33 protein-coding genes are annotated in these 22,910 nt (G+C 40.2%); 3 read left to right on the plus strand and 30 right to left on the minus strand.

All coding sequences use genetic code 11. The annotated features are described in order from the left end of the window. Window positions 1-42: 42 nt before the first annotated feature. From map to FFF34_017600, 23 genes are all read right to left on the minus strand, one after another. Entirely contained in the window at window positions 43-834 is a 792-nt protein-coding gene (map, locus tag FFF34_017490; GenBank protein ID TSD63387.1) for a type I methionyl aminopeptidase, read from the minus strand. A gap of 9 nt (window positions 835-843) precedes the next feature. Beyond that, window positions 844-2,187, minus strand: a complete 1,344-nt coding sequence (gene secY / locus FFF34_017495; protein TSD63388.1) for a preprotein translocase subunit SecY — start codon at window positions 2,185-2,187, stop codon at window positions 844-846. Window positions 2,188-2,193: 6 nt separating this feature from the next. After that, complete coding sequence (locus FFF34_017500) at window positions 2,194-2,640, minus strand: 50S ribosomal protein L15 (protein TSD63389.1); 447 nt, start codon at window positions 2,638-2,640, stop codon at window positions 2,194-2,196. A 4-nt stretch (window positions 2,641-2,644) separates the two neighbouring features. Continuing rightward, complete coding sequence (rpmD, locus tag FFF34_017505) at window positions 2,645-2,824, minus strand: 50S ribosomal protein L30 (GenBank protein ID TSD63390.1); 180 nt, start codon at window positions 2,822-2,824, stop codon at window positions 2,645-2,647. Between the two features lie 6 nt (window positions 2,825-2,830). Continuing rightward, on the minus strand, window positions 2,831-3,349 hold the full coding sequence (locus tag FFF34_017510; protein TSD63391.1) for a 30S ribosomal protein S5: 519 nt from the start codon (window positions 3,347-3,349) through the stop codon (window positions 2,831-2,833). A 12-nt stretch (window positions 3,350-3,361) separates the two neighbouring features. Further along, a complete protein-coding gene (locus FFF34_017515) occupies window positions 3,362-3,706 on the minus strand; it encodes a 50S ribosomal protein L18 (GenBank protein ID TSD63392.1) in 345 nt (114 codons plus the stop codon). A 5-nt stretch (window positions 3,707-3,711) separates the two neighbouring features. Further along, window positions 3,712-4,269 carry a 50S ribosomal protein L6 gene (locus tag FFF34_017520; protein ID TSD63393.1) on the minus strand — a complete coding sequence of 186 codons (558 nt, stop codon included), beginning with the start codon at window positions 4,267-4,269 and terminating at the stop codon, window positions 3,712-3,714. Window positions 4,270-4,285: 16 nt separating this feature from the next. Next, on the minus strand, window positions 4,286-4,684 hold the full coding sequence (gene rpsH, locus FFF34_017525; GenBank protein TSD63394.1) for a 30S ribosomal protein S8: 399 nt from the start codon (window positions 4,682-4,684) through the stop codon (window positions 4,286-4,288). A gap of 153 nt (window positions 4,685-4,837) precedes the next feature. After that, on the minus strand, window positions 4,838-5,107 hold the full coding sequence (gene rpsN / locus FFF34_017530; protein ID TSD63527.1) for a 30S ribosomal protein S14: 270 nt from the start codon (window positions 5,105-5,107) through the stop codon (window positions 4,838-4,840). Continuing rightward, window positions 5,100-5,669 (minus strand): 50S ribosomal protein L5, encoded by a 570-nt coding sequence (rplE, locus tag FFF34_017535; protein ID TSD63395.1) that lies wholly within the window; start codon window positions 5,667-5,669, stop codon window positions 5,100-5,102. The genes rpsN and rplE overlap by 8 nt, the downstream gene beginning before the upstream one ends. Continuing rightward, window positions 5,669-6,013, minus strand: a complete 345-nt coding sequence (locus FFF34_017540) for a 50S ribosomal protein L24 (protein TSD63396.1) — start codon at window positions 6,011-6,013, stop codon at window positions 5,669-5,671. The genes rplE and FFF34_017540 overlap by 1 nt, the downstream gene beginning before the upstream one ends. Before the next feature lies 1 nt (window position 6,014). Continuing rightward, window positions 6,015-6,383, minus strand: coding sequence for a 50S ribosomal protein L14 (rplN, locus tag FFF34_017545; protein TSD63397.1), 369 nt, complete (start codon window positions 6,381-6,383; stop codon window positions 6,015-6,017). Window position 6,384: 1 nt separating this feature from the next. After that, window positions 6,385-6,639 (minus strand): 30S ribosomal protein S17, encoded by a 255-nt coding sequence (gene rpsQ / locus FFF34_017550; GenBank protein TSD63398.1) that lies wholly within the window; start codon window positions 6,637-6,639, stop codon window positions 6,385-6,387. 18 nt (window positions 6,640-6,657) lie between these two features. Further along, entirely contained in the window at window positions 6,658-6,861 is a 204-nt protein-coding gene (locus tag FFF34_017555; protein TSD63399.1) for a 50S ribosomal protein L29, read from the minus strand. An 87-nt stretch (window positions 6,862-6,948) separates the two neighbouring features. After that, on the minus strand, window positions 6,949-7,371 hold the full coding sequence (rplP, locus tag FFF34_017560; GenBank protein ID TSD63400.1) for a 50S ribosomal protein L16: 423 nt from the start codon (window positions 7,369-7,371) through the stop codon (window positions 6,949-6,951). Window positions 7,372-7,424: 53 nt separating this feature from the next. Beyond that, window positions 7,425-8,315, minus strand: coding sequence for a 30S ribosomal protein S3 (rpsC, locus tag FFF34_017565; protein ID TSD63401.1), 891 nt, complete (start codon window positions 8,313-8,315; stop codon window positions 7,425-7,427). 6 nt (window positions 8,316-8,321) lie between these two features. Beyond that, a complete protein-coding gene (locus tag FFF34_017570; GenBank protein TSD63528.1) occupies window positions 8,322-8,714 on the minus strand; it encodes a 50S ribosomal protein L22 in 393 nt (130 codons plus the stop codon). A gap of 42 nt (window positions 8,715-8,756) precedes the next feature. Next, window positions 8,757-9,023 carry a 30S ribosomal protein S19 gene (gene rpsS / locus FFF34_017575; protein TSD63402.1) on the minus strand — a complete coding sequence of 89 codons (267 nt, stop codon included), beginning with the start codon at window positions 9,021-9,023 and terminating at the stop codon, window positions 8,757-8,759. Window positions 9,024-9,025: 2 nt separating this feature from the next. Continuing rightward, window positions 9,026-9,853 carry a 50S ribosomal protein L2 gene (gene rplB / locus FFF34_017580; protein TSD63403.1) on the minus strand — a complete coding sequence of 276 codons (828 nt, stop codon included), beginning with the start codon at window positions 9,851-9,853 and terminating at the stop codon, window positions 9,026-9,028. A gap of 9 nt (window positions 9,854-9,862) precedes the next feature. Further along, the gene (locus FFF34_017585) at window positions 9,863-10,153 is read right to left on the minus strand and encodes a 50S ribosomal protein L23 (protein TSD63404.1); all 291 of its coding nucleotides are present in this window, start codon (window positions 10,151-10,153) and stop codon (window positions 9,863-9,865) included. 2 nt (window positions 10,154-10,155) lie between these two features. Beyond that, the gene (gene rplD / locus FFF34_017590) at window positions 10,156-10,788 is read right to left on the minus strand and encodes a 50S ribosomal protein L4 (protein TSD63405.1); all 633 of its coding nucleotides are present in this window, start codon (window positions 10,786-10,788) and stop codon (window positions 10,156-10,158) included. Window position 10,789: 1 nt separating this feature from the next. Then, window positions 10,790-11,407, minus strand: coding sequence for a 50S ribosomal protein L3 (locus FFF34_017595; protein ID TSD63529.1), 618 nt, complete (start codon window positions 11,405-11,407; stop codon window positions 10,790-10,792). Window positions 11,408-11,784: 377 nt separating this feature from the next. Beyond that, window positions 11,785-13,044, minus strand: a complete 1,260-nt coding sequence (locus FFF34_017600) for a prephenate dehydrogenase (protein TSD63406.1) — start codon at window positions 13,042-13,044, stop codon at window positions 11,785-11,787. Window positions 13,045-13,271: 227 nt separating this feature from the next. On the opposite strand from FFF34_017600, the gene FFF34_017605 reads away from it, so the two are divergent. The 3 genes from FFF34_017605 to FFF34_017615 all read left to right on the plus strand — a co-directional run bounded on the left by FFF34_017605 (window position 13,272) and on the right by FFF34_017615 (window position 14,966). After that, window positions 13,272-14,024 (plus strand): hypothetical protein, encoded by a 753-nt coding sequence (locus FFF34_017605; protein TSD63407.1) that lies wholly within the window; start codon window positions 13,272-13,274, stop codon window positions 14,022-14,024. A gap of 3 nt (window positions 14,025-14,027) precedes the next feature. After that, window positions 14,028-14,477, plus strand: coding sequence for a hypothetical protein (locus FFF34_017610; GenBank protein TSD63408.1), 450 nt, complete (start codon window positions 14,028-14,030; stop codon window positions 14,475-14,477). 69 nt (window positions 14,478-14,546) lie between these two features. Next, window positions 14,547-14,966 carry a hypothetical protein gene (locus FFF34_017615; GenBank protein TSD63409.1) on the plus strand — a complete coding sequence of 140 codons (420 nt, stop codon included), beginning with the start codon at window positions 14,547-14,549 and terminating at the stop codon, window positions 14,964-14,966. Window positions 14,967-15,034: 68 nt separating this feature from the next. On the opposite strand, the gene FFF34_017620 is transcribed toward FFF34_017615, so the two are convergent. From FFF34_017620 to FFF34_017650, 7 genes are all read right to left on the minus strand, one after another. Further along, window positions 15,035-15,241, minus strand: coding sequence for a hypothetical protein (locus FFF34_017620; GenBank protein ID TSD63410.1), 207 nt, complete (start codon window positions 15,239-15,241; stop codon window positions 15,035-15,037). A gap of 14 nt (window positions 15,242-15,255) precedes the next feature. Next, entirely contained in the window at window positions 15,256-17,253 is a 1,998-nt protein-coding gene (locus tag FFF34_017625; protein TSD63411.1) for an ATP-binding protein, read from the minus strand. Window positions 17,254-17,365: 112 nt separating this feature from the next. Beyond that, window positions 17,366-17,671, minus strand: coding sequence for a 30S ribosomal protein S10 (gene rpsJ / locus FFF34_017630; protein ID TSD63412.1), 306 nt, complete (start codon window positions 17,669-17,671; stop codon window positions 17,366-17,368). 162 nt (window positions 17,672-17,833) lie between these two features. Beyond that, window positions 17,834-19,945, minus strand: coding sequence for an elongation factor G (gene fusA, locus FFF34_017635; protein TSD63413.1), 2,112 nt, complete (start codon window positions 19,943-19,945; stop codon window positions 17,834-17,836). Between the two features lie 97 nt (window positions 19,946-20,042). Continuing rightward, window positions 20,043-20,510, minus strand: a complete 468-nt coding sequence (gene rpsG, locus FFF34_017640; GenBank protein ID TSD63414.1) for a 30S ribosomal protein S7 — start codon at window positions 20,508-20,510, stop codon at window positions 20,043-20,045. A gap of 19 nt (window positions 20,511-20,529) precedes the next feature. Then, window positions 20,530-20,943, minus strand: a complete 414-nt coding sequence (locus FFF34_017645) for a 30S ribosomal protein S12 (GenBank protein TSD63415.1) — start codon at window positions 20,941-20,943, stop codon at window positions 20,530-20,532. Between the two features lie 256 nt (window positions 20,944-21,199). Further along, entirely contained in the window at window positions 21,200-22,852 is a 1,653-nt protein-coding gene (locus FFF34_017650) for a serine hydrolase (protein TSD63416.1), read from the minus strand. Window positions 22,853-22,910 lie beyond the last annotated feature (58 nt).

Consider the following 22,910-nt stretch of genomic DNA (forward strand, 5'->3'; position numbering starts at 1 on the left):
TTATCCACCCCAAAACCGGGATGCAAAATTAATAAAAATTATTTACTTTTTATTTTTTTCTTCTAAAACTTTATCAATGTATGAAAACGTTGATAAAACATCTGGTTTTCCCTTTTTTACAGCTACCGTATGCTCGTAATGTGCCGATGGCTTTTTATCAACCGTTGATACGGTCCATCCATCATCCCAAAACTTAACGCCGGCGCGGCCTGCATTTATCATTGGCTCAATGGCAATCACCATTCCTTCTTCCAATTTAATACCTGCACCACGTTTACCGTAGTTAGGCACCTCGGGCTTCTCGTGCAGGCGTGTACCTACACCATGGCCAACAAGTTCTTTTACCACGCCAAAACCATGCTTCTCGGCATGCTCTTGTACCGCGTAACCAATATCGCCAATGCGCATCCCTACAACAGCTTTTTCTACACCAAGGTCTAAACACTCGCGGGTTACGCGCATCAGGGTTTTGGTAGCCTCGTCAACCTCGCCAATGGCAAAGGTAAAAGCCGAGTCGCCGTAGTATTTGTTTAATATCACACCGCAATCAACCGATACCAGGTCGCCTTCAACCAAAGCATTTTTGCTTGGAAAGCCGTGTACTACCTGGTCATTTAGCGATATGCACAATGAGTAAGGGAAACCGTTATAATTTAAAAATGCCGGAACACCACCATTATCACGGATAAATGTTTCGGCAAGTTTATTTAATTCAAAGGTTGTAACACCGGGGCCTATAATCTTTGCTATTTCCCCGTGTGTTTTGGAAACAAGTAAAGAACTTTCTCTTATCAGTTCTATCTCCTCGACAGACTTATAAATGATCTTTGACATTGTTATTAATTAGATAACTGGTGGCGTAGCACCCGCAGCCGCAGGCACGCTTGAGCGGCCTTTGATCCTGCCTGTTTTCATCAATCCATCGTAATGACGCATTAACAAATGGCTTTCTATCTGCTGTAAAGTATCTAACACCACACCCACCAGGATGATCAATGATGTACCACCAAAAAATCTTGCAAATAAGCTGCTTACACCTACCATACTGGCCAACGCCGGTATAATAGCGATGATAGCTAAGAATATAGAGCCCGGTAGTGTTATCTTAGAGATAACGCCATCAATGAACTCTGCAGTAGTTTTACCTGGTTTAACACCCGGTATAAAACCACCGTTCTTTTTCATATCATCAGCCATTTGATTTGGATTAACCGTAATAGCTGTGTAGAAGTATGTAAACAATATGATCAATACCGCAAACACCAGGTTATGTTCCCACGAGTTATAGTTTGATAATGCAATTAAAATTCCGTTTGATGCAGCATTAGGGAAAAACTGCGCTACTGTTGCTGGTATAAACATTAATGCCTGGGCAAATATAATTGGCATAACACCTGCAGCATTTACCTTTAAAGGTATATACTGGCGCACACCGCCATATTGTTTGTTACCTACAATACGTTTTGCGTACTGTACAGCAATTTTACGTGTTCCCTGCACTATTAGTATGGTAAACATTACCACGCCCAGTAAAGCAACAATCTCTGCAATAAACGTAATTAAACCGCCGGCACCTGTGGTGCGCGCATAAAATTCAGTTGATAATGCTGCAGGCAGCTGGGCTATGATACCCACCATAATGATCAATGATATACCGTTACCAATACCTTTATCGGTGATTTTTTCGCCCAACCACATTACAAATAGTGTACCTGCGGTTAATACAAATGTATTAAGGATGATGAACCATGGGTTACCAATCAGCATAGCCTCGGGGCTTACCTGCGATTTTAAGTATCCTATAGCCTGCAATGCAGTAATAGCTATGGTTAGATAACGTGTCCATTGGTTTAGCTTGTTACGGCCGCTTTCGCCCTCTTTTTGTAATTTGGTAAAATAAGGCACCGCTATACCAAGCAGTTGTACCACAATTGAAGCCGAAATATAAGGCATAACACCTAATGCAAAAATAGACGAACGTGAGAACGACCCTCCTGCAAACATGTTTAATAAGCCTAAAAGTCCTTCTTTAGCTTTGGCAGCGTTTAATGTAGCCGCGTTTACACCCGGTAATACTACAAACGAACCAACACGATATATTAAAAGAAATAAGAGTGTGTTGGTTATACGCACTCTCAGATCTTCAATTTTCCAGATATTGGATAATGTGGTGAAAAATTTCTTCATTGAAACTTACAACTTAACTATGGTACCACCTGCTGCTTCAATTGCTTTTTGGGCAGTAGCAGTAAACGCGTGTGCTTTAACTTCTAATTTAGCTTTTAATTCGCCACGACCTAATATTTTTACTAAGCCATTTTTGGATACCAAGCCGTGTTCTTTTAGTGTATCAAAATCAACTGCTGTTAATGTATATTTTTCAGTTAATGCTTGTAACACATCAAGGTTAACACCAACGTACTCTACACGGTTAGGGTTTTTAAAACCTACCTTAGGTACACGGCGCTGTAATGGCATCTGGCCACCTTCAAAACCTACCTTAGTAGATGTTCCTGAACGTGAACCGGCACCTTTATGGCCACGGGTTGATGTACCGCCACGGCCACTACCTGTACCACGGCCAATTCTTTTTCTATTTTTAGTAGAACCTTCTGCAGGTTTAAGATTACTTAAATTCATGATATTAAATATTTTCTACTGCTACCAGGTGGTTAACTTTTCTAACCATTCCAATAATAGCCGCAGTGGCTTCAACTTCCACGCTGTGGTTAATTTTCTTAAGGCCTAAAGCCTCAACAGTTTTTTTCTGGCGCTCGCTTCTGTCGATAACGCTTTTAATTTGTGTTATTTTAATTTTCGACATGACTGATTATCCGTTAAATACTTTACCTAAACTAATACCGCGTTGTTGCGCTACGGTAACCGCATCGCGCAGTTGCGATAATGCAGATACTGTTGCTTTAACCACGTTGTGCGGGTTTGATGATCCTTTTGATTTTGCCAATACGTTATGCACGCCGGCGCTTTCTAATACTGCACGCATTGCACCACCAGCTATTACACCAGTACCATTTGCTGCAGGTTTTAAGAATACAAAACCACCGCTAAATTTACCTATTTGCTCATGCGGGATAGTGTTGTTAATAATTGGAACTTTTACCAAGTTCTTTTTAGCATCATCAATACCTTTTGCAATAGCTTCGGTAACCTCTTTTGCTTTACCTAAACCGTAACCTACAACACCGTTCTCGTCGCCTACTACCACAATGGCACTAAAGCTAAATGTACGGCCACCTTTGGTTACTTTGGCTACACGTTGTATGCTAACCAGGCGATCTTTTAATTCGATCTCGCTGGTTTTTACTCTTTTTATGTTGATTGTTGACATTTCCTGTTTCGATTAAAAGTTTAAACCACCTTCACGTGCACCTTCAGCCAGTGATTTAACACGGCCATGATACAGGTAACCATTTCTGTCAAAAACCACATCTTTAATACCTGCGGCGATAGCTTTTTCGGCTACCAGTTTGCCTACGGCTACTGATTGGTCAGACTTTGTACCATTTGCTGTAAAATCTTTTGACAAAGATGAAGCAGATACAATGGTTTTTCCTGTTACATCGTCAATGATCTGAGCGTATATGCCTTTGTTGCTTCTGTATACAGATAAACGTGGGCGGGCTGTTGAACCTGAAAGGCGTTTTCTGATGCCTTTTTTAATTCTGTCTCTTCTTGATAATTTCATGACGATTATTTTTTAGATGCTGATTTACCTGCTTTTCTTCTCAATACTTCGCCAACAAACTTGATACCTTTACCTTTGTAAGGCTCTGGTTTACGTAACGAGCGTATTTTTGCCGCTACCTGACCGATCAATTGCTTGTCGTTTGATTCCAGGATGATGGTTGGGTTTTTACCCTTCTCAGCAGTAGTTGTAACTTTAATTTCTTTTGGCAATTCAAATACGTAGTGGTGAGAAAAACCCAACACTAAATCTAATGTGTTACCTGTATTGGTTGCGCGGTAACCTACACCCACTAACTCTTGCTGTATAGTGTAACCTGTAGTTACACCAACAACCATGTTGTTTATAAGTGAGCGGTATAAACCGTGCAGCGCTTTGTGACGTTTTTGGTCAGAAGGGCGTTTAACCAATAACTGGTCGCCTTCTTGCTCGATGATGATATCTCTATCAACGGCCTGTTGCAATTCACCTTTAGGGCCTTTTACTGTAACTACATTATCTGCAGATACGGTAACAGTTACGCCGCCGGTTAGTGCTATAGGTGCTTTTCCTATTCTTGACATTGCTTAATTCCTCCTATTAATAAACGTAGCATAAAACTTCACCACCAACATTTTGCTGACGAGCTTCTTTATCGGTCATAACACCTTTAGAAGTTGACAGGATGGCGATACCTAAACCATTTAATACACGCGGCATGGTGTCCATACCTGCGTATTTCCTCAAACCTGGTTTACTAATACGTGAAATGCTGCGTATAGCAGGGATTTTAGTTATTGGGTGGTACTTTAAAGCAACTTTGATGCTGCCTTGCGGTCCGTTTTCCTCAAACTTGTAATTAGCAATGTAACCTTTTTCGAAAAGCACTTTTGTGATTTCCTTTTTCAGATTTGATGCAGGAATTTCAACAACCCTATGGTTGGCTTTAATAGCATTCCTTACTCTTGTAAGATAATCTGCGATTGGATCTGTATTCATTTTTATTGATTATGATAGTGGTTTCCTTCCCGTAACGTCCGGGGCGACCTTCTACCGGTTAATTCTTTTTTTATTGCTTAAAGCGAAAAGCATAAAGCTGAAAAGCCCATGCTTGCCGTTAAAAGTATTTGTTTTTGAGCTATAAGCTCAAGCTTACCAGCTTGCTTTTTTAACACCCGGTATTTTACCAGCCAATGCCATATCACGGAATGTAACACGTGATATACCAAACTGACGCATGTATCCACGCGGGCGGCCGGTTAATTTACAACGGTTGTGCAATTTTACCGGTGATGATGCTTTAGGTAATTTATCTAAACCTACAAAATCGCCAGCTGCTTTTAACGCTGCTCTTTTTTCAGCATATTTTGCTACTAATTTGGCACGTTTTACTTCACGAGCCTTTACGCCTTCTTTAGCCATTGTTAGTTGGAGTTTGATTTTTAAAAGGTAATCCAAATTGTTTCAGTAACTCCAATGCTTCAACATCGTTAGTTGCCGAGGTTACAAAGGTAATATCCATACCCTGAATTTTATTGATCTTGTCGATATTAATCTCAGGGAATATGATTTGCTCTGTTATACCTAATGTATAGTTTCCGCGTCCGTCAAAACCTTTATCGTTGATGCCTTTAAAATCACGTATACGTGGCAGGGCAACAGCAATTAAACGGTCTAAAAACTCATACATTGTATTATCGCGCAAGGTAACACGTACACCAATCGGCATATTTTTACGCAATTTGAAGTTCGAGATATCCTTTTTTGATTTTGAAGAAACTGCTTGCTGACCAGTGATAGTTGTTAATTCGGTGATGGTGTTCTCGATAAGTTTTTTATCGGTAGTAGCACCGCCAACACCTTGGTTAATGGCAATTTTTTGCAATTTAGGAACCTGCATTACGCTTTTGTATTGAAACTTGTCTTTCAACGCAGTGCGAATCTCGTCCTTATATTTTGATTTTAATCTTGGTACGTAAGTCATTACTTAATTTCCTCCCCTGATTTTTTTGAAACTCTAACCAATTTGCCGGCATCGTTTAATTTACGGCCAACACGGGTTGTTTTTCCTGTTTTAGGTTCAACCAGTGCCAGGTTAGATATGTGTATAGCAGCTTCCTGCTTTACAATACCGCCGTTAGGGTTGGCTGCATTAGGCTTAGTGTGTTTTGATATCATGTTGACACCTTCAACAACTGCCCTATTTTTATCAATGATAATTTCAACTATTTTGCCTTCAGAACCTTTAGAGTCGCCGGCTATCACCTTTACTAAATCACCCTTACGGATCTTTAATTTAGCTGGTTTAATATTTTTCTTGTTTTCCATATTACAATACCTCCGGTGCTAATGATACAATTTTCATAAATTGTTTTTCACGCAATTCTCTGGCAACAGGGCCAAAAATACGTGTGCCCCTTGGCTCATCCTGGTTATTTAACAAAACCGCTGCGTTATCGTCAAAACGGATATATGAACCATCTTTCCTTCTAATCTCTTTCTTGGTTCTAACCACTACCGCTTTAGATACAGTACCTTTTTTAACGTTACCTGATGGCAAAGCGCTTTTTACGGTCACAACTATCTTATCGCCAATTGAAGCATACCTTTTACCGGTACCACCTAATACGCGTATTACTAAAACTTCTTTAGCACCGCTGTTATCAGCTACATTTAATCTTGATTCCTGTTGTACCATGTTATTTAGCCCTCTCTAAAATTTGAACTAATCTCCAGTTTTTGTTTTTGCTCAACGGGCGGGTTTCCATAATCAATACGGTATCGCCAACACCACAAGTGTTTGCTTCGTCATGAGCCATAAATTTGGTAGTTTTTTTCACAAACTTACCATAGATGGGGTGTTTCACCTTCCGCTCTACAGCTACTACAATAGATTTTTCCATCTTATTGCTAACTACCAGGCCGGTACGTGTTTTTCTTAAATTTCTTTCCATTTTTTCCGACGCTTAAAATTAATTCGAAGCTGACGCCGCTTTGCGCTTTGTTATTTCAGTATTTAAACGAGCAACGTCCTTACGTACTTTTGTAATACGGGTAGGGTTTTCAATAGCCGAAACCGCATGAGCAAATTTCAGTTTTGTTAACGTAGCTTTTTCCTCGCTGAGCCTTGTTGCCAACTCTTCAGTTGATAGCTCTATAATTTCTGAGTTCTTCATTTTTCTATTTAGTTATTTTGAGTTTTTAGTCCCAAGCTCACTTATCAAACTGATAACTGCAAACTCAAAACCGCTAACTTTTTTTATTTATGCCTCTACGTAATCCCTACGTGTTACAAATCGTGTTTGCACAGGTAACTTTTGTGCTGCAAGGCGTAAAGCCTCTTTTGCAACTTCCAAAGGCACACCTTCTGCTTCAAATATCATTCTGCCGGGGCGTACAACTGCAACCCAGTACTCTGGTGCACCTTTACCTTTACCCATACGTACCTCTGCAGGTTTTTTGGTTACAGGCTTATCAGGGAATATCCTGATCCACACCTGGCCTTCACGTTTCATGAAACGTGTTACAGCAATACGTGCAGCCTCGATCTGGCGGCTGGTAATCCAGGCTGCTTCGAGTGATTTTATACCGAAAGATCCGAATGAAAGCTCGGCGCCACGTGTGGCTAACCCCTTCATTCTGCCTTTTTGCATCTTTCTGAACTTCGTTCTTTTTGGCTGTAGCATTTTATTAAGCTTTTATATCCTCACGGATATGTCTTTTCTACTTATTATTAATATTATCTTCTTCCTGCACCACCTGGACGATTGCCGCCACCCTGGCCACCTGGGCGGTTACCCTGCCCACCCGGACGGTTGCCACCAGGGCCACCTTGTCCGCCTCTGCGATCACCGCCTTGGCCTGGTTTACGATCGCCACGGCGTTCGCCGCCACGTTCGCCACCTCTTGCACCATCACGGCCACCGAAACCGGCTGAACCTTCTGGACGGCCACCTTTACCGCTTGCGCTGCTTGTGCCACCAATGTTTGGAGACAGATCGCGTTTGCCGTAAACCTCACCTTTACAAATCCATACTTTAACACCTATTTTACCATAAGTGGTTAAGGCTTCTGCCAAAGCATAGTCAATATCGGCACGGAAAGTGTGCAAAGGAATTCTTCCTTCTTTATATTGTTCTGTACGTGCCATCTCAGCGCCACCTAAACGGCCTGATGTCATCACTTTAATTCCTTCGGCGCCCATTCTCATGGTAGAAGCAATTGTAGTTTTCATGGCACGACGGAAAGAGATACGTGCTTCAAGTTGTTTAGCAATACCTTCGGCAACTAACTGGGCATCAAGCTCAGGGCGTTTTATCTCGAAGATGTTGATCTGAACATCTTTTTTTGTTAATTTTTTTAACTCTTCCTTGATCTTATCAACCTCGGCGCCGCCTTTACCTATAACAATACCCGGACGGGCAGTGTGTATAGTTACGGTGATGCGTTTTAAAGTACGTTCAATTACTACTTTAGATACACCGCCTTTGTTAATACGGGCTGATAAGTATTTGCGGATCTTTTCGTCTTCAACTAATTTGTCGGAGTAGTTATTTCCACCGAACCAATTAGAATCCCAACCGCGGATGATCCCTAACCTGTTACCTATTGGATGTGCTTTTTGTCCCATTTCAAATTAGTTGTTATCGTTTTTACTATCCACTATCAGTGTTACATGGTTAGAGCGTTTGCGTATACGGAAACCCCTTCCTTGCGGAGCCGGGCGTAACCTTTTTAACTGACGACCGCCACCTACTGAAACTTCTTTTACAAACAGGCCGCTTTCTTCAACACGTTTTCCTTCGTTTTTTGCTTCCCAGTTTTTAATGGCTGATAACAAAAGCTTCTCTACACGTATTGCAGCTTCTTTATTTGTAAATTTTAAGATGTACAACGCTTTTTCAACGTTCTCACCACGTATCAGGTCAACCACTAAGCGCATTTTGCGCGGAGAGGTTGGGCAGTTCTGTAACTTAGCAACCGAAGAGCCACCCACAACGAGTTTAGCCGCTTCTTTTTGTTGCCTGATTAATACAGACTTTTTAATTTTTGTTGTTGCTTCCATTGCCTGTTATTTTTTCTTTTCTGCGTGACCGCGGAATGTGCGGGTTGGAGCAAATTCTCCCAACTTGTGACCAACCATGTTTTCTGTTACATACACAGGGATAAACTTGTTACCGTTGTGTACTGCGAATGTATGACCAACGAAATCAGGAGAGATCATGCTACGGCGCGACCATGTTTTTACAACTGATTTTTTACTTGAATCATTCAAGGTCAGAACTTTTCTTTCCAGGTTATGATCTATGTAAGGTCCTTTTTTAATTGAACGTGCCATTATTATTTCTTCCTTCTTTCAATGATGTAACGATCTGATCCTTTTTTCTTATCACGGGTTTTGTAGCCTTTAGCTAATAAACCTTTACGTGAACGTGGATGACCACCTGAGGCTCTACCCTCACCACCACCCATAGGGTGATCTACCGGGTTCATGGCTACACCACGAACGCGCGGACGGCGACCTAACCAGCGATTGCGGCCGGCTTTACCCAACACTGCATTTGCTTTTTCTCCGTTTGAAACGGTACCAATAGTTGCCAAACAAGTTGACAGTATCATACGTGTTTCGCCTGAAGGCAATTTGATGATGGCATATTTACCATCGCGTGCTGATAACTGAGCGTAAGTACCGGCGCTACGGGCAATAATACCGCCCTGGCCAGGGTTTAACTCTATATTGTGAATGATAGAACCTAACGGGATGTTTTTTAAAGGCATGGTATTACCAACCTCTGGTGCAACATTCTCGCCAGATACAACTACCGTCCCAACTGTTAAGCCTTCCGGAGCTATCATATATCGTTTTTCACCATCAACAAAATGTAACAGGGCTATACGTGCCGATCTGTTTGGATCGTACTCAATAGTTGCAACTTTTGCAGGGATGTCAAATTTATTACGTTTAAAATCAATTAACCTGTATGCTTGCTTATGGCCACCACCCAGGTAGCGCATAGTCATTTTACCGCTGTGGTTACGACCACCAGATCTTGTGTTAGCTGATACAACCAACGATTTTTCAGGAACGTTTGTTGTAATATCTGAGTTAGATACATCAATCCTGAAGCGAGTACCCGGTGTAACCGGTCTAAATCTTTTTACTGCCATGTCTGTATATTATATATTGCTGTAAAAATCTATTACTTCACCATCCTTTAAACTAACGATGGCTTTTTTATACGTAGCGGCACGGCCTGATACTGCACCCGCTTTTGTGTTGCGTGTTTTAAGCTTGCCTACATATTTCATTGTGTTAATGGCTGTAACATTAACACCATACATAGCCTCAATAGCGCCTTTTATCTGAATTTTGTTGGCTCTGTGATCAACTTTAAAAGCATAACGATTTAGCTTCTCGGTTAATTGAGTTATCTTTTCAGTAAGTAAGGGTTTCTTTAAAATTTCCATAATTACTTAGCTAATGCTTCCTCCAAAGTTTTAACAGCGCCTGTAGTTAAAATTAGTTTACCAGCGTTTAACACATCATAAGTGTTTAGCTGCTCAACCGAAATAACTTTTGTTTTTTTCAGGTTCCTGCTTGATAAATACACATTGTTATTTTCAACTCCTGCTAACACTACTAATGTTTTTACATCGGTAACATTAAGAGCAGCTTCCATTTGGATATAAGTTTTGGTTTTGATGGCATCAAAATTGAAATCCTCTAAAACCAAGATATTGTTATCCTGTGCTTTGTATGATAAGGCTGATACGCGGGCCAATGATTTAAGTTTTTTATTTAACTTAAAGCTGTAATCGCGCGGCTGCGGGCCAAACACACGGCCACCACCATTAAATAATGGCGATTTGATGCTACCTGCACGGGCGCCGCCTGTACCTTTTTGTTTATGTAATTTGCGGGTACTACCTGCAATTTCGTTACGTTGTTTTGATTTGTGCGTACCCTGGCGCTGGTTTGCTAAGAACTGCTTTACATCTAAGTAAATTGCATGATCATTTGGCTCTACACCGAATACGGACTCAGGAAGCTGCACCTTGGCACCTGTTTCTTTACCTGATACGTTTAATACGTTAACTTCCATGTTATTTATCCACTATTACGAATGATCCCTTAGCTCCTGGTATGGAACCCTTAACTACGATAAGGTTTTGCTCGCTAAATACTTTAACAACCTCAAGGTTTTGTACTTTAACACGAACGTTACCTGTTTGCCCCGCCATACGCATTCCTTTAAATACACGAGATGGCCATGACGACGCACCTAATGAACCCGGAGCACGTAAACGATTGTGCTGACCGTGAGTTTGCATACCCACACCACCAAAACCGTGACGTTTAACAACACCCTGAAAACCTTTACCTTTTGAAGTACCAACTACATCAACGTAATCTCCGGCTGCGAAAATATCTACAGTAACAGTGTCACCTAAGTTTTTTTCGTCCTCGAAGGATTTAAATTCAACTAATTTACGTTTTGGAGTTGTACCGGCTTTTTGGAAATGGCCTTTTAACGGACCAGAGGTGTTTTTCTCTTTCTTCTCGCCATACGCTAACTGAACAGCAGCGTAACCGTCTGTATCAACAGACCTGATCTGAGTTACTACGCAAGGGCCAGCTTCGATTACTGTACAAGGAATGTTTTTCCCTGTTTCATCGAAAATGCTGGTCATTCCTACTTTTTTACCAATTATTCCTGACATTTTCTTTATTTTATTTGTGCCCATCGAAGCAGTAGGGCTTCGTTCAAGGCATATTATTCCCCCCGAAAGGGACGGCAAAGATAGAAATTTTAGATTAATTGTCAAATACTTAGCAACTTATTTTTTAATATTTATTTACCGAACGATAAAAGTTGGGAAAGTGTAGTTGACGGAGGATTGGTTTTATACAATTTTGGCTATAAACTTTTAAGATAATACCAAAGATTTATAAGATTGATTTATAATTCAAGCACATTGGTTTTGAAGAACATTGGCATATTATTCCTGAGTTTTTATTGCATATCAAGCCTAAAATTAAATTATAATCGGCTTTGTATGAATAAGCCGGCAATTCATTGGATCGTAGTTATATAAACCTACCCCTCCATGAGCCGCCTAATCAACTCGGCGCTTTGCTTGTTACCTTCTTCCAGTCGGCCTTTAAAAAAGGCCTGTACCTCGTTAAAATGCTTTTTGTAGCCCTCCATATCGCCGTAGCCTATAATGGCCGACCATTCTCTTACTGCCGAGTGAAACTCCAGGTCGTCGCCGCGTATAGTTTTATCGTACAGCGCTGTTTCTATCGATTCTTGTAACAGGTCATCGTTTTTAAACAAGTACTCGGCAATGCCTAATCTTAAGCGAAAGGGCGGCGTTTGGCATATCAGGTTATCATATGGGTTTACGCCTAAGTGGTACCAGGCATCAACCATACTTAATATACTCAGATGCGAGTTTGGCTTTTGTTGGTGCGCTTGCTGCGATAGCGAAAATTCCCGCATCACGCTATCATTTAGCATAATAGGCTTGCGGCTTTCGTGGAACACAAAATCGCGGGCGCGATATAGACGCTCTCTGAAAGCGTCGGCCTCCTCTTTTATCATCAACTTAAACAACTCCGATTCGGAATTGGCATACTGCTTTACCTGTAGGCGCGCATAAGGGTTTAATATGGCCAGGCCGGCGTATACGTGGGCCTTATAGCTAAATATACGTAGCGTGGTTAAAATCTTCACGTTATCAATACCACCTATATAAGATGCGTTTTCCCAAGGGAAAAACCCTGCCGATTTCCACGCGGTGCCCATACTTTCAAATCCAACATGAGTTACGGCTTGTGTGTCGGCTACAATTTTATCGTGTTCGTGGTAGTCGGCTATCTCTACGATATCGGTTTCTACGGCGGTAAAAAGATCGAGCATCCGCTTGTAGGAATCCCCGTTATGACGGTGGGGTATCAGTATCAGCTTTTGCCCCTTAGGTTGAAAGCCCGGCCCATGCATGGCGTGGAAGGTAATGATCTGCGCATCGGCGGGCAGGTATTTTTCGAACACAGCTATCTCGGGGTGTTTAACAGATGTTTGGCCGGCTACAATTGCGCCATACTTGGTTGCCGGACCGCACTGTGCAACCACCTGCTCTAACTTATCTGCCTCTACTGAGTAAATGATCAGGTCGCTTACACGCGATACATCCTTACCATCATCCATCAGCTTAATACCAAGCGGATCAAACTCGGCCTCCAGCCTGCTTCGGTTAGCCGGCAAATCGCAGCCACATACTGTATAGCCTGCGCTTGCGAAAGCTTTGGCATATAACCGGCCCATATCGCCTAATCCTATAAAACCTATCTGCATAATTTAAATAAAAAGCCTAATATATGTTTTTGACCATTACACGCACTTTGTGTAGCCACTTTGTTGTACACTTAATTTAACAATGTTACCGATAAAAATAAAATATGGCATATATTTAAAACATTGTTCACTTTGTAAATTGTTAATCAATAAATAAACACAACTTTAAGTTAATTTATAACGTTTAATTAAATACCGATCCGTACAACAACCTAATATATCTTGTGATGAAGCTTAGTAAACTTTATATTTTTGTTTTAATATTATCTGGCAGTATAACCACTGTTTATGCGCAGGATAGTATTAAAAGAGCGGGCGCTGCAAAACCACCTGCTGTTAAACCAACTGTAACACCAATTACACCAGTAAAGCCTAAGTACAATCTTTACAAAAAAGCAACTACACCTGCAACGCAAACACCTGCAGGTGGCACTGTTCAGGTACCTTTATCAACTTCTGTACAGCCGCCTGCCGCGCCACCTTCAAGCCTTTATGGCCAATATGCTTACCTGCAAAGTAAGGTTTATAATTATCAAAGGCCACTGGTAGCTGCATTGTATAAAAATTACATGGATACATTAAGTACCACACGCCGTAAATTAAAAGAAGCGCAGGTTACGCTGGCTGCACAAACCAAAACTATTGATACCTTAAAATCTACAGTTAACAGTAAAGAGCAAATACTAAACAACTCGCAACAAAAAGCGGATGAAATAAGCCTGGTAGGTATTCCATTATCAAAATCAACGTATAACCTTGTTATGTGGGGCCTGGTTATTGGCTTTGGCGCTATAGCAGGTATTGTTATAACCCGTTCGGGCAGTTATAGCCGCGAAGCGCATTACCGCATAAAGCTTTATAACGAACTGGAAGAAGAGCATAAAGCGTATAAAGCAAAAGCTAACGAAAAAGAAAAGAAACTTGCCCGCGAACTACAAACCGAACGTAATAAAGTTGATGAATTGATGGGTAAGGGATAGTACATGACAAAAGCTTACCTTTTCGGTTGGAATCCTATTAAATTTAAATGGGAGGACATTGACGATGACATCAATAAGATTAAGCAAGGTGGCGAACTGGTAGATAACTGGAGTGTTGCCAGTCATAAAACTATACAACCCGGCGATAGGGCTTACTTTGTACGACTTGGAGCGGAGCCTAAAGGCATATTTGCTTCAGGCAATATTGCATCCACACCTTATATAGCCCAACGCAATGGTCGGCAGCACCACCGCATAAACATTGCCTTTGATGTTTTGCTAAACCCCGATAAACAGCCCATACTAACTTTTGATATTTTGAAGACAGGCGATCTGGCTGCCCAAAATTGGACACCGCAGGCCTCCGGCATATCTATAAGGCAGCAACTGGTCGACGAACTGGAAGGCGTTTGGCTCAACTTTTTAAGCAACGACCCGGATTATATAATTTAATTGTTTGTTACTGTAGCGTTCTCCTAAAAGTATCCGTAATAATTAAAAAAAATCCCATTATCATATCCAATGAAAACAATCAAAGCTACCCACCTGCTTATTTTTTCTATCCTGGTATTATTTACTGCCTGTAAAAAAGACAGTGTTGACCATGCGGGCACCAAGTACACTAATAATAAAGGTATAGAAGTATACATTACCAAAAATGAGTGGTACTTAACCCGTAATTCGATGGGTGGAGGTTTTGTAAACTTAAGATTTGCCGGGTCTACCAATGCAGATAAAATATCTATACGTACCGTTGGCGACGGCTTATTAATGGATAACAACCTGCCGCTTACAAATGCAAAATTTAGCGGCGACGGGCCAATATCTTTTACTGCTACATCTGTTCCATCAGGCACGTTTAAAGCCCAAACTATACTGACTGCTCAAAAAGGTGACCAAGTATTTGAAGTGACATTGGTAAGTGAGGATTTGAAATATTGAGTCGGATTTTTTCAAATAAAAAAGCCACCAGTTAATCAGCTGATGGCTTACCATATATTTTTGATTAGCTATTCAGTTGAAAATTTCTTTTTGAACTCATCGAACGAAGTGTAGCGGCCAGCCTCATAGTCTTCCTCACCTTTTTTTATACCCGCTATTACGTGTGGAGGCAATTCTTCTTGATCATCCTTTACAAAGGCTACTTCTAATGCTTTCAAAAAAGCGTTAAGGGCTTTTTCTTGCTCTTCGGTGGGGCTTACTATATAGGTTGCCATAAACAAATTAAACGTTATGCTAAAAACGTATCTACTTTAGATTTTATCCATTCCAATGCTAAAATCAGAATATTTAATGTTTGATCATCTATATCCTTGGCGTGCGCATCTATTCTATATTTATTTACTATCGGCATGTATATTCCGAAGAGTTGTTTGTCACTAAATACCTTTTCGAATTCAACCCAATTTTTTTCTATATATCTTCTTAAATCATCAAAGTACAATTCCGCATGGCCAGAAAACAAATCATCTATTGACATGGAATTAAGTGTGTCTTTTCGCTTTTCAGTTGTGCCAATTATCTTCAAAAATTCATCTTTACCACGAATTGGGCCATGATTTAGCTTTAAAGTCATTTTAACCAACTTTCTCAATTCTAACTCAAGCTTATTCCGTTTTTCAGTTATCAATTTCCATTTATCTTCAATCTTATCAAGTGATTTTGTGACTTTCGTATTTTGTATGATATAATTTTTAACCGCTATAATTCTTATATAGAATTTGGAATCAGATTTCTCAATTATATTATACCCCAAAAGATGTTCGGTTATTTTCTCGTTTTGAAAAACCTGCTTTTCAAAATTCTCATAATCGTCAATCGCAAGCAATTCAATCAAATTGTATTCCTTTGGATACCATCTTCTCAAAACCTCTATGATTAACTCTATGTAATCATTTAAGTGCAAATTAAATTGTTCCTTTTTTTCTTGATAAAAATATTTTGAAACTTTAGTAGGCCGATTATTAGTAACTTCTTGATGGATTTTCGAACAAACTTGTCGAATTAAAAATGGATGGCCCCCAAAATCTTCCGTTAGATAGGTATATATCTCCTCTTCAAAATCAAGCCCCATGTAATTACCAATAGCACTTACCATGTCTTTAACGTTTTTGTTTTCAAAAAACTTCAGATATGTTGGGGTTATCATCCTGTATATAGGATTGTCAAAGGAATTAACTGTTGGCGTCTCAATTGCTTTAGGGTTTACTCCCGCTATCAAATATGAAAATAAATATGGATGCTTTTGAAATACAGCTCTGATTGATTGCCAGAAATAAATAAATTCCTCCCCAGATCGCCAATGCTCAGTTGGTGAAATTTCAAATGTGATGTTTTCAATTTCATCAAAAATTATAAGTATTCTTTTATTTTGAATTACCTTGTAGACTTTGAGTAAATCGTCTTGAAAGTATATTGATGCATCCTTTTCTGTATAGTTTTCATTCAATTTAAAATCTATATTCCTATCCAAAATAGCCTGTACACTTTCAACTAAAGTCTGTATTATAAACTGCAAGCATTCGAACCATCTACGCTTATGAAACGCCGGCTCTTGACAATCGATAAAAACGGGGATTTCATTTCGTAATATTAAATAACGCCCTAAAGCAAATAGGACAGAGGTTTTTCCAATTTTTCTCAGTCCAAATAACCCACAATTTTCTCCTGATTTGTACTTATCATAAAAGAACTGGACAGTTTCAGTTCTCCCATAAAAATATGTATCATTTTGTAATGCTGATTCAAAAGAGAATAAATCCCTTCCGTAGAAAAACTCTTTTAGCCTAATATTTATCAATTCAGACGATCCATTTGCAATGAAGTCGTAATAAGAAAATGGTATAATTATTCGACTTTCAGGATTCTGTTGGGTATGATTTTTAATTTTTTCTTTTACTTTCCTATCTTGACTTACAAATAATACACAAAGTTTATCCAAACGATTTTGAAATTCAAATAGAAGTTTATCAACATAGTCAAATGATCGCGCGTCAAAATCATTATGCCGATTTATTATGACTAAAATTTCATTTTGTAATCGATACTTTTCTTTAAGTTCGGGTGATGGCTTTAAAAAAGCGTAGCAATAGCTCTCGGATTTAAATAGTGAAACTTTAACGAACGTAATTAAAAAGACCTCCGCAAGAACCTCAATGATTTTCCGCTCTTGATAACCGACCTTCCCATATGTTAAATCCACATGATCTAATAGTCCAACTGATTTCATATAATATTTATAATTATTAAAACTACTTATAATATCACAAATAAAAATTAGCCATCAAACAAAAAGCCATTCTTTTTCAAGAATGGCTTTTATTATAGGTCTTCCGGTACTATCACACTTTGATCTCTACTTCAACACCGCTTGGCAATTCAAGCTTCATTAAAGCATCTACAGTTTTTGAGTTTGAACTGTAGATATCCAATAAACGCTTGTAAGAGCATAATTGGAATTGCTCACGTGCTTTTTTGTTAACGTGTGGTGAACGTAAAACAGTGAAAATTTTCTTTTCGGTTGGTAACGGAAGTGGTCCGCTAACTACAGCGCCCGTAGGCTTAACTGTTTTTACGATCTTTTCTGCTGATTTATCAACCAGGTTGTAATCGTACGATTTTAATTTGATCCTAATTCTTTGGCTCATGTTGTTTGTTTTGTGGGATCTCACCGATTTATTGATGATTTCACCGATTTTAATTTGACTGGTTATAAGAGCTATTTATTATAACAAGCCGGTTAATTATCTATTATTTGATTACACCGGTAATCTGTGAAATCACAAATCAATCGGTGTAATCAAAAATATTTATGCGTTTGCAGCAGCTTTTTTGCCACGCGCCTTAGCAACTACTTCTTCCTGTACGTTACGTGGTGCTTCAGCATAGTGATCAAACTCCATGGTTGAAGTAGCACGGCCAGATGTAATGGTACGTAACTGGGTTACATAACCAAACATTTCTGAAAGTGGTACAGTAGCTTTAATTACTTGCGCACCTGCCCGGCTGTCCATACCCAATAACTGGCCACGACGACGGTTCATGTCACCGATAACATCACCCATGTTTTCTTCAGGGGTTAATATCTCAATTTTCATGATCGGCTCAAGCAATACCGGTTTACATTTTGGCAATGCTTCGCGGTAAGCCATTTTAGCAGCTAACTCAAATGATAAAGCATCCGAATCGACAGCGTGGAACGAACCATCTATCAGGCGTACTTTTAAGCTGGTTAACGGGTAACCTGCCAATACACCATTTACCATTGATGCAGCAAAGCCTTTTTCAACAGATGGAATAAACTCACGAGGGATAGAACCACCGCTAATTTCATTCACAAACTGTAAACCTTCTTTACCTTCATCGTTTGGTGATAATACAACTTGTATATCAGCAAATTTACCACGGCCACCGGTTTGTTTCTTGTATGTTTCGCGGTGTTGTATTGTACCTGTGATCGACTCTTTGTAAGCAACCTGTGGTGCACCCTGGTTAACCTCAACTTTAAACTCGCGTTTAAGGCGGTCCATGATGATATCTAAGTGAAGCTCGCCCATACCGCTAATTACAGTTTGGCCCGTCTCTTCGTCAGAATTTACACGGAAGGTTGGATCTTCTTCAGATAATTTACCTAAAGCCATACCTAATTTATCAACATCAGCCTGAGTTTTTGGCTCAATAGCCAAACCGATAACCGGTTCAGGGAAGTTCATCGACTCTAAAACGATAGGGTGCTTTTCGTCGCAAAGGGTATCGCCAGTTTTAATATCCTTAAAGCCTACTACCGCAGCAATATCACCTGCACCTACGTTAGGTATAGGGTTTTGCTTGTTAGCGTGCATTTGGAATATACGAGAGATACGCTCTTTATTGTCTGAACGCATGTTATGCACATACGAACCAGCCTCTAAGTTACCCGAGTACACGCGGATAAAGCACAAGCGACCTACGAAAGGATCAGTTGCAATTTTAAACGCTAATGCTGCAAATGGTTCTTTTTCTGATGGTTGACGAACAATTTCGGCACCAGTTTCAGGGTTAGTACCAACAATACCGTCAACATCTAACGGCGAAGGCAATAACTCCATCACGTAATCAAGCATGGTTTGTACACCTTTGTTTTTGAAAGATGAACCACAAACCATAGGAACTATTTTAGCATCTAACACTGCTTTACGCAATGCATCTAATATCTCGCGTTCGGTGATAGACTCCGGAGCATCAAAGAATTTCTCCATCAATGTCTCATCATAATCAGCCACCGATTCAAGCAATTTCTCTCTCCACTCTGTAGCCTCTTCTATCATATCCTCAGGGATAGGCACTTCAGTAAAGGTCATACCTTTATCGTGCTCATTCCAAACAATACCTCTCCAGTTAATTAAGTCGATAACGCCTTTAAAGTTCTCTTCGGCGCCAATTGGCAACTGAAGCGGAACAGCGTTACTGCCCAACATGCTTTTAACCTGTTTAACAACGTTTAAGAAATCGGCACCGCTACGGTCCATCTTATTAACAAAGCCTATACGGGCTACGTTATAGTTGTTGGCAAGGCGCCAGTTAGTTTCAGATTGTGGCTCAACACCATCAACCGCGCTAAAAAGGAACACTAAACCATCCAGTACACGTAAACTACGGTTTACCTCAACGGTAAAATCCACGTGGCCCGGGGTATCAATAATGTTGATATGGTATTTGTTACCTCTGTATTTCCAATCGATAGTGGTAGCAGCAGATGTAATGGTAATACCACGTTCCTGCTCCTGCGCCATCCAGTCCATTGTAGCTGCACCCTCGTGTACCTCGCCAATTTTATGGCTAACACCCGAGTAATACAATATACGCTCTGTTGTAGTGGTTTTACCCGCATCAATGTGAGCGGCAATACCTATGTTTCTTGTATATTTTAGATCTCTTGACATTCTTATTTTTTTATTGAGTGAATTAGCGAAATAGTGAATTACAGATTAGTATTAAGTTACTAAATCAATAATTCACTAATTCAGTCATTCAATTATTTTAGAAACGGAAGTGTGAGAACGCCTTGTTAGCCTCAGCCATTTTGTGCGTATCTTCTTTCTTCTTCACAGCAGCACCTTCACCTTTAGCAGCAGATATAATTTCGCCTGCTAATTTTTCCATCATGGTTTTTTCGCCACGACGACGTGCATAGCTAATTAACCATTTCATGCCTAAGGCCACTTTACGCTCCGGGCGAACCTCGGTAGGTACCTGGAAGTTAGCACCACCAACACGGCGGCTTTTTACTTCAACAGCAGGCATTACATTGTTTAAAGCTTTTTTCCAGCTATCCAATCCGTTTTCGCTGGTTTTCTTTTCAACAATATCAATTGCGTTATAAAATATAGTATAAGCGGTAGATTTTTTACCGTCAAACATCATGTTATTTACAAACCTGGTTACCAAAATATCATTGAATTTTGGATCAGGAAGAAGGATTCTTTTTTTTGGTTTTGATTTTCTCATTGTTACTATCCTCCTTTAATTATTTCTTTTTACCTTTTGTTGGAGCAGCAGCTGCCTGACCTGGTTTAGGGCGCTTGGTTCCGTATTTAGAACGGCGTTGGTTACGGCCGGCAACACCTGATGTATCTAACGCACCACGGATGATGTGATAACGTACACCCGGTAAGTCTTTAACACGACCACCACGGATCAAAACAATAGAGTGTTCCTGTAAGTTGTGGCCTTCACCAGGGATGTAGGCGTTAACTTCTTTACCATTTGTAAGGCGCACACGTGCAACTTTACGCATTGCTGAGTTTGGTTTTTTAGGGGTAGTGGTATACACGCGTGTGCATACGCCTCTTCGCTGTGGACAGCTGTCCAACGCTGGCGACTTACTCTTGTCAACCATAGCTACTCTACCTTTTCTAACTAATTGCTGAATAGTAGGCATTTACTTGCTTTTTCTTTTTTTGTATTTACAGTTTTGTCCTTATTTTAAGGACTGCAAAGGTAGGCACTATTTTTTGATTTTCAAGGGCTTGAGTAAAAAAGTTTTGTTTTAAGGGGAAGGGAAAGAGTTATGACCTTAAATTATGTGGTTTTGTATGTTTAAATGCAGGGGCATAGGGCTTTGCAGCCAATCAATCAGCCCCGAAACTCTTCGCTTGCAGCGCCTATGTGTACAAGCGCAAAGAAAGATTAGTGTTCTACTCCTTCACCCTTTCCCACACATCCACCGTATTTTTGGTATGTATTAAAATACTGGCCACCTTACCATTAGCATCTTTATTAAACTTCAGCGTAAAGCCGTTTTCATCATTTAAAAATTCTGTTGCCGATACAGGGTAGAACAATGCATCTTTCACACCGCCCGGCACTTCTATAGTAAGGCCTGGCCATTTTGTTTTAACATCCATAAAAATGCCTTCCATTATATTCAGTTTGTATTTACCTGCAAACGCGGCTAACTGGGATTTGGAAATTACCACCTTGCTTTGCAGTGCTTTTATATGGTAGGCTACGTTAGTATTGGCAGTATCTAAAGCATAAGACATCCGGTAGTTTTTTAGTGCTAAGGGCCTATTACCCAGCTTAAGGTATACACTGGCCAGGTTGTTATAAACTGTAGCATCTTTGGGATATAACTTGGCATTTTGATTAAAAACAACCATGCTTTGTGCGGTTTTTCCTTGTTTTAGCAATGTATTTCCAAAGTATTCTATATCTCGTTGGGTAAATTTCAAGCCCCTTTTTTGTAGATCAGCAAACACCAGGCGGGCGTTTGCATAGCCTTGTTTTCTGATAGCTTTATGTAACTGCAGCATAGTTTCCGGCTCGTCATAGCCGAGTTTTAACCATTTGGTTGCCCAGGTGGTTTGTTTACCCAATAGCAGGTTAACTATCTCATTGGCAGCACGCAAACCGGTTATACTATTGGTAAAATACACCAGGCTCTCTTTCTTATCCGGAAATGCGATATAAAAGCTATTAAACGTAACCATTACCGATCCCCAATGCCAAATGGCCTTGCCCTGCTCGTTTTGCTGCAAGCCAACACCCAGGCCCCAGTCTATATATTTATCCGCCTCGGTAGTATCATGCCCCAGCCACTGCGCATTGCTTTGTTTGGTAAACATCTGTTGTGCAGTAGCTAATTCCAATCCTGTATGATTGATAAGTGCCTGTAAGAAAGCATTATAGTCGGCAGCAGTAGTGTATAAGCTAAAGGCGGCATTGGGCTCAAGGTCATCCTCGCCAATTACCTCCGGGTCTGTTTTACTACTCTTAATGTAGCTGCTGTTGCGCATTCCAAGTGGTTTAAAAACCTCCTGTTGCATCATATCCTCTAAAGGCATATTAGTTATCTTCTCTTCCACCACCTGTAAAAAGTGGTAACCCTCGCTGGAGTACGAGAATACCTTACCCGGGTCTGCTACCAGTTTAGATGTGGTATCTCCATAAAACTCCAGTCCGCTGGTATGGCTTAGCACCATGCGGGCAGTTATTTTGGCAAAGCGGGGGTCTTTACTATCAAACCTTTTGTAGGTGCCAATATAATGTAGCAAAGGTGTATCAATATTAATTAAACCCCTGTCTGTCAATCGCATAATCGCGTATTCAAATACTGATTTGCCCAGCGAGCCGGCCCTGAAAATGGTACTATTGGAAATTGTTTTAGCTGTACCTTCTTTAGCCACACCTGTGTTGATGGCCAGTGTTTTACCCTTAGCTGTATATACCAATTGTATGCCGCTCACGCCATTATCATTGATAATATCGCGGATAGCCTGCTGTGTGGTTTGTGCACTTGCCATGTTGCAGATAATGCAAACGACAATAACGAGAGTAAATTTTTTCATATATGGCTTGGCAAGCTATAAAGATATAGATATTAGCTATTAAGCAAAACTAAATTTT

This window comes from Inquilinus sp. KBS0705, from assembly GCA_005938025.2.
In the GTDB taxonomy this organism is placed as follows: domain Bacteria; phylum Bacteroidota; class Bacteroidia; order Sphingobacteriales; family Sphingobacteriaceae; genus Mucilaginibacter.

Coding starts and splice junctions, on each gene's coding strand:
- fusA (TSD63413.1), bottom strand. CDS start 19,945: ATGTCAAGAGATCTAAAATATACAAGAAACATAGGTATTGCCGCTCAC.
- rplE (TSD63395.1), bottom strand. CDS start 5,669: ATGACTTACGTACCAAGATTAAAATCAAAATATAAGGACGAGATTCGC.
- FFF34_017620 (TSD63410.1), bottom strand. CDS start 15,241: ATGGCAACCTATATAGTAAGCCCCACCGAAGAGCAAGAAAAAGCCCTT.
- rpsQ (TSD63398.1), bottom strand. CDS start 6,639: ATGGAAAGAAATTTAAGAAAAACACGTACCGGCCTGGTAGTTAGCAAT.
- FFF34_017615 (TSD63409.1), top strand. CDS start 14,547: ATGAAAACAATCAAAGCTACCCACCTGCTTATTTTTTCTATCCTGGTA.
- FFF34_017585 (TSD63404.1), bottom strand. CDS start 10,153: ATGGAAATTTTAAAGAAACCCTTACTTACTGAAAAGATAACTCAATTA.
- FFF34_017645 (TSD63415.1), bottom strand. CDS start 20,943: ATGCCTACTATTCAGCAATTAGTTAGAAAAGGTAGAGTAGCTATGGTT.
- FFF34_017625 (TSD63411.1), bottom strand. CDS start 17,253: ATGAAATCAGTTGGACTATTAGATCATGTGGATTTAACATATGGGAAG.
- rplN (TSD63397.1), bottom strand. CDS start 6,383: ATGGTACAACAGGAATCAAGATTAAATGTAGCTGATAACAGCGGTGCT.
- secY (TSD63388.1), bottom strand. CDS start 2,187: ATGAAGAAATTTTTCACCACATTATCCAATATCTGGAAAATTGAAGAT.
- FFF34_017540 (TSD63396.1), bottom strand. CDS start 6,013: ATGGAAAACAAGAAAAATATTAAACCAGCTAAATTAAAGATCCGTAAG.
- FFF34_017520 (TSD63393.1), bottom strand. CDS start 4,269: ATGTCAAGAATAGGAAAAGCACCTATAGCACTAACCGGCGGCGTAACT.
- rpsS (TSD63402.1), bottom strand. CDS start 9,023: ATGGCACGTTCAATTAAAAAAGGACCTTACATAGATCATAACCTGGAA.
- FFF34_017600 (TSD63406.1), bottom strand. CDS start 13,044: ATGCAGATAGGTTTTATAGGATTAGGCGATATGGGCCGGTTATATGCC.
- rpsG (TSD63414.1), bottom strand. CDS start 20,510: ATGAGAAAATCAAAACCAAAAAAAAGAATCCTTCTTCCTGATCCAAAA.
- rpsJ (TSD63412.1), bottom strand. CDS start 17,671: ATGAGCCAAAGAATTAGGATCAAATTAAAATCGTACGATTACAACCTG.
- rplB (TSD63403.1), bottom strand. CDS start 9,853: ATGGCAGTAAAAAGATTTAGACCGGTTACACCGGGTACTCGCTTCAGG.
- FFF34_017610 (TSD63408.1), top strand. CDS start 14,028: ATGACAAAAGCTTACCTTTTCGGTTGGAATCCTATTAAATTTAAATGG.
- rpmD (TSD63390.1), bottom strand. CDS start 2,824: ATGTCGAAAATTAAAATAACACAAATTAAAAGCGTTATCGACAGAAGC.
- rpsN (TSD63527.1), bottom strand. CDS start 5,107: ATGGCTAAAGAAGGCGTAAAGGCTCGTGAAGTAAAACGTGCCAAATTA.
- FFF34_017595 (TSD63529.1), bottom strand. CDS start 11,407: ATGTCAGGAATAATTGGTAAAAAAGTAGGAATGACCAGCATTTTCGAT.
- rpsC (TSD63401.1), bottom strand. CDS start 8,315: ATGGGACAAAAAGCACATCCAATAGGTAACAGGTTAGGGATCATCCGC.
- FFF34_017555 (TSD63399.1), bottom strand. CDS start 6,861: ATGAAGAACTCAGAAATTATAGAGCTATCAACTGAAGAGTTGGCAACA.
- rplD (TSD63405.1), bottom strand. CDS start 10,788: ATGGAAGTTAACGTATTAAACGTATCAGGTAAAGAAACAGGTGCCAAG.
- FFF34_017510 (TSD63391.1), bottom strand. CDS start 3,349: ATGTCAACAATCAACATAAAAAGAGTAAAAACCAGCGAGATCGAATTA.
- FFF34_017515 (TSD63392.1), bottom strand. CDS start 3,706: ATGAAATTATCAAGAAGAGACAGAATTAAAAAAGGCATCAGAAAACGC.
- rpsH (TSD63394.1), bottom strand. CDS start 4,684: ATGAATACAGATCCAATCGCAGATTATCTTACAAGAGTAAGGAATGCT.
- FFF34_017605 (TSD63407.1), top strand. CDS start 13,272: ATGAAGCTTAGTAAACTTTATATTTTTGTTTTAATATTATCTGGCAGT.
- FFF34_017650 (TSD63416.1), bottom strand. CDS start 22,852: ATGAAAAAATTTACTCTCGTTATTGTCGTTTGCATTATCTGCAACATG.
- map (TSD63387.1), bottom strand. CDS start 834: ATGTCAAAGATCATTTATAAGTCTGTCGAGGAGATAGAACTGATAAGA.
- rplP (TSD63400.1), bottom strand. CDS start 7,371: ATGCTACAGCCAAAAAGAACGAAGTTCAGAAAGATGCAAAAAGGCAGA.
- FFF34_017500 (TSD63389.1), bottom strand. CDS start 2,640: ATGAATTTAAGTAATCTTAAACCTGCAGAAGGTTCTACTAAAAATAGA.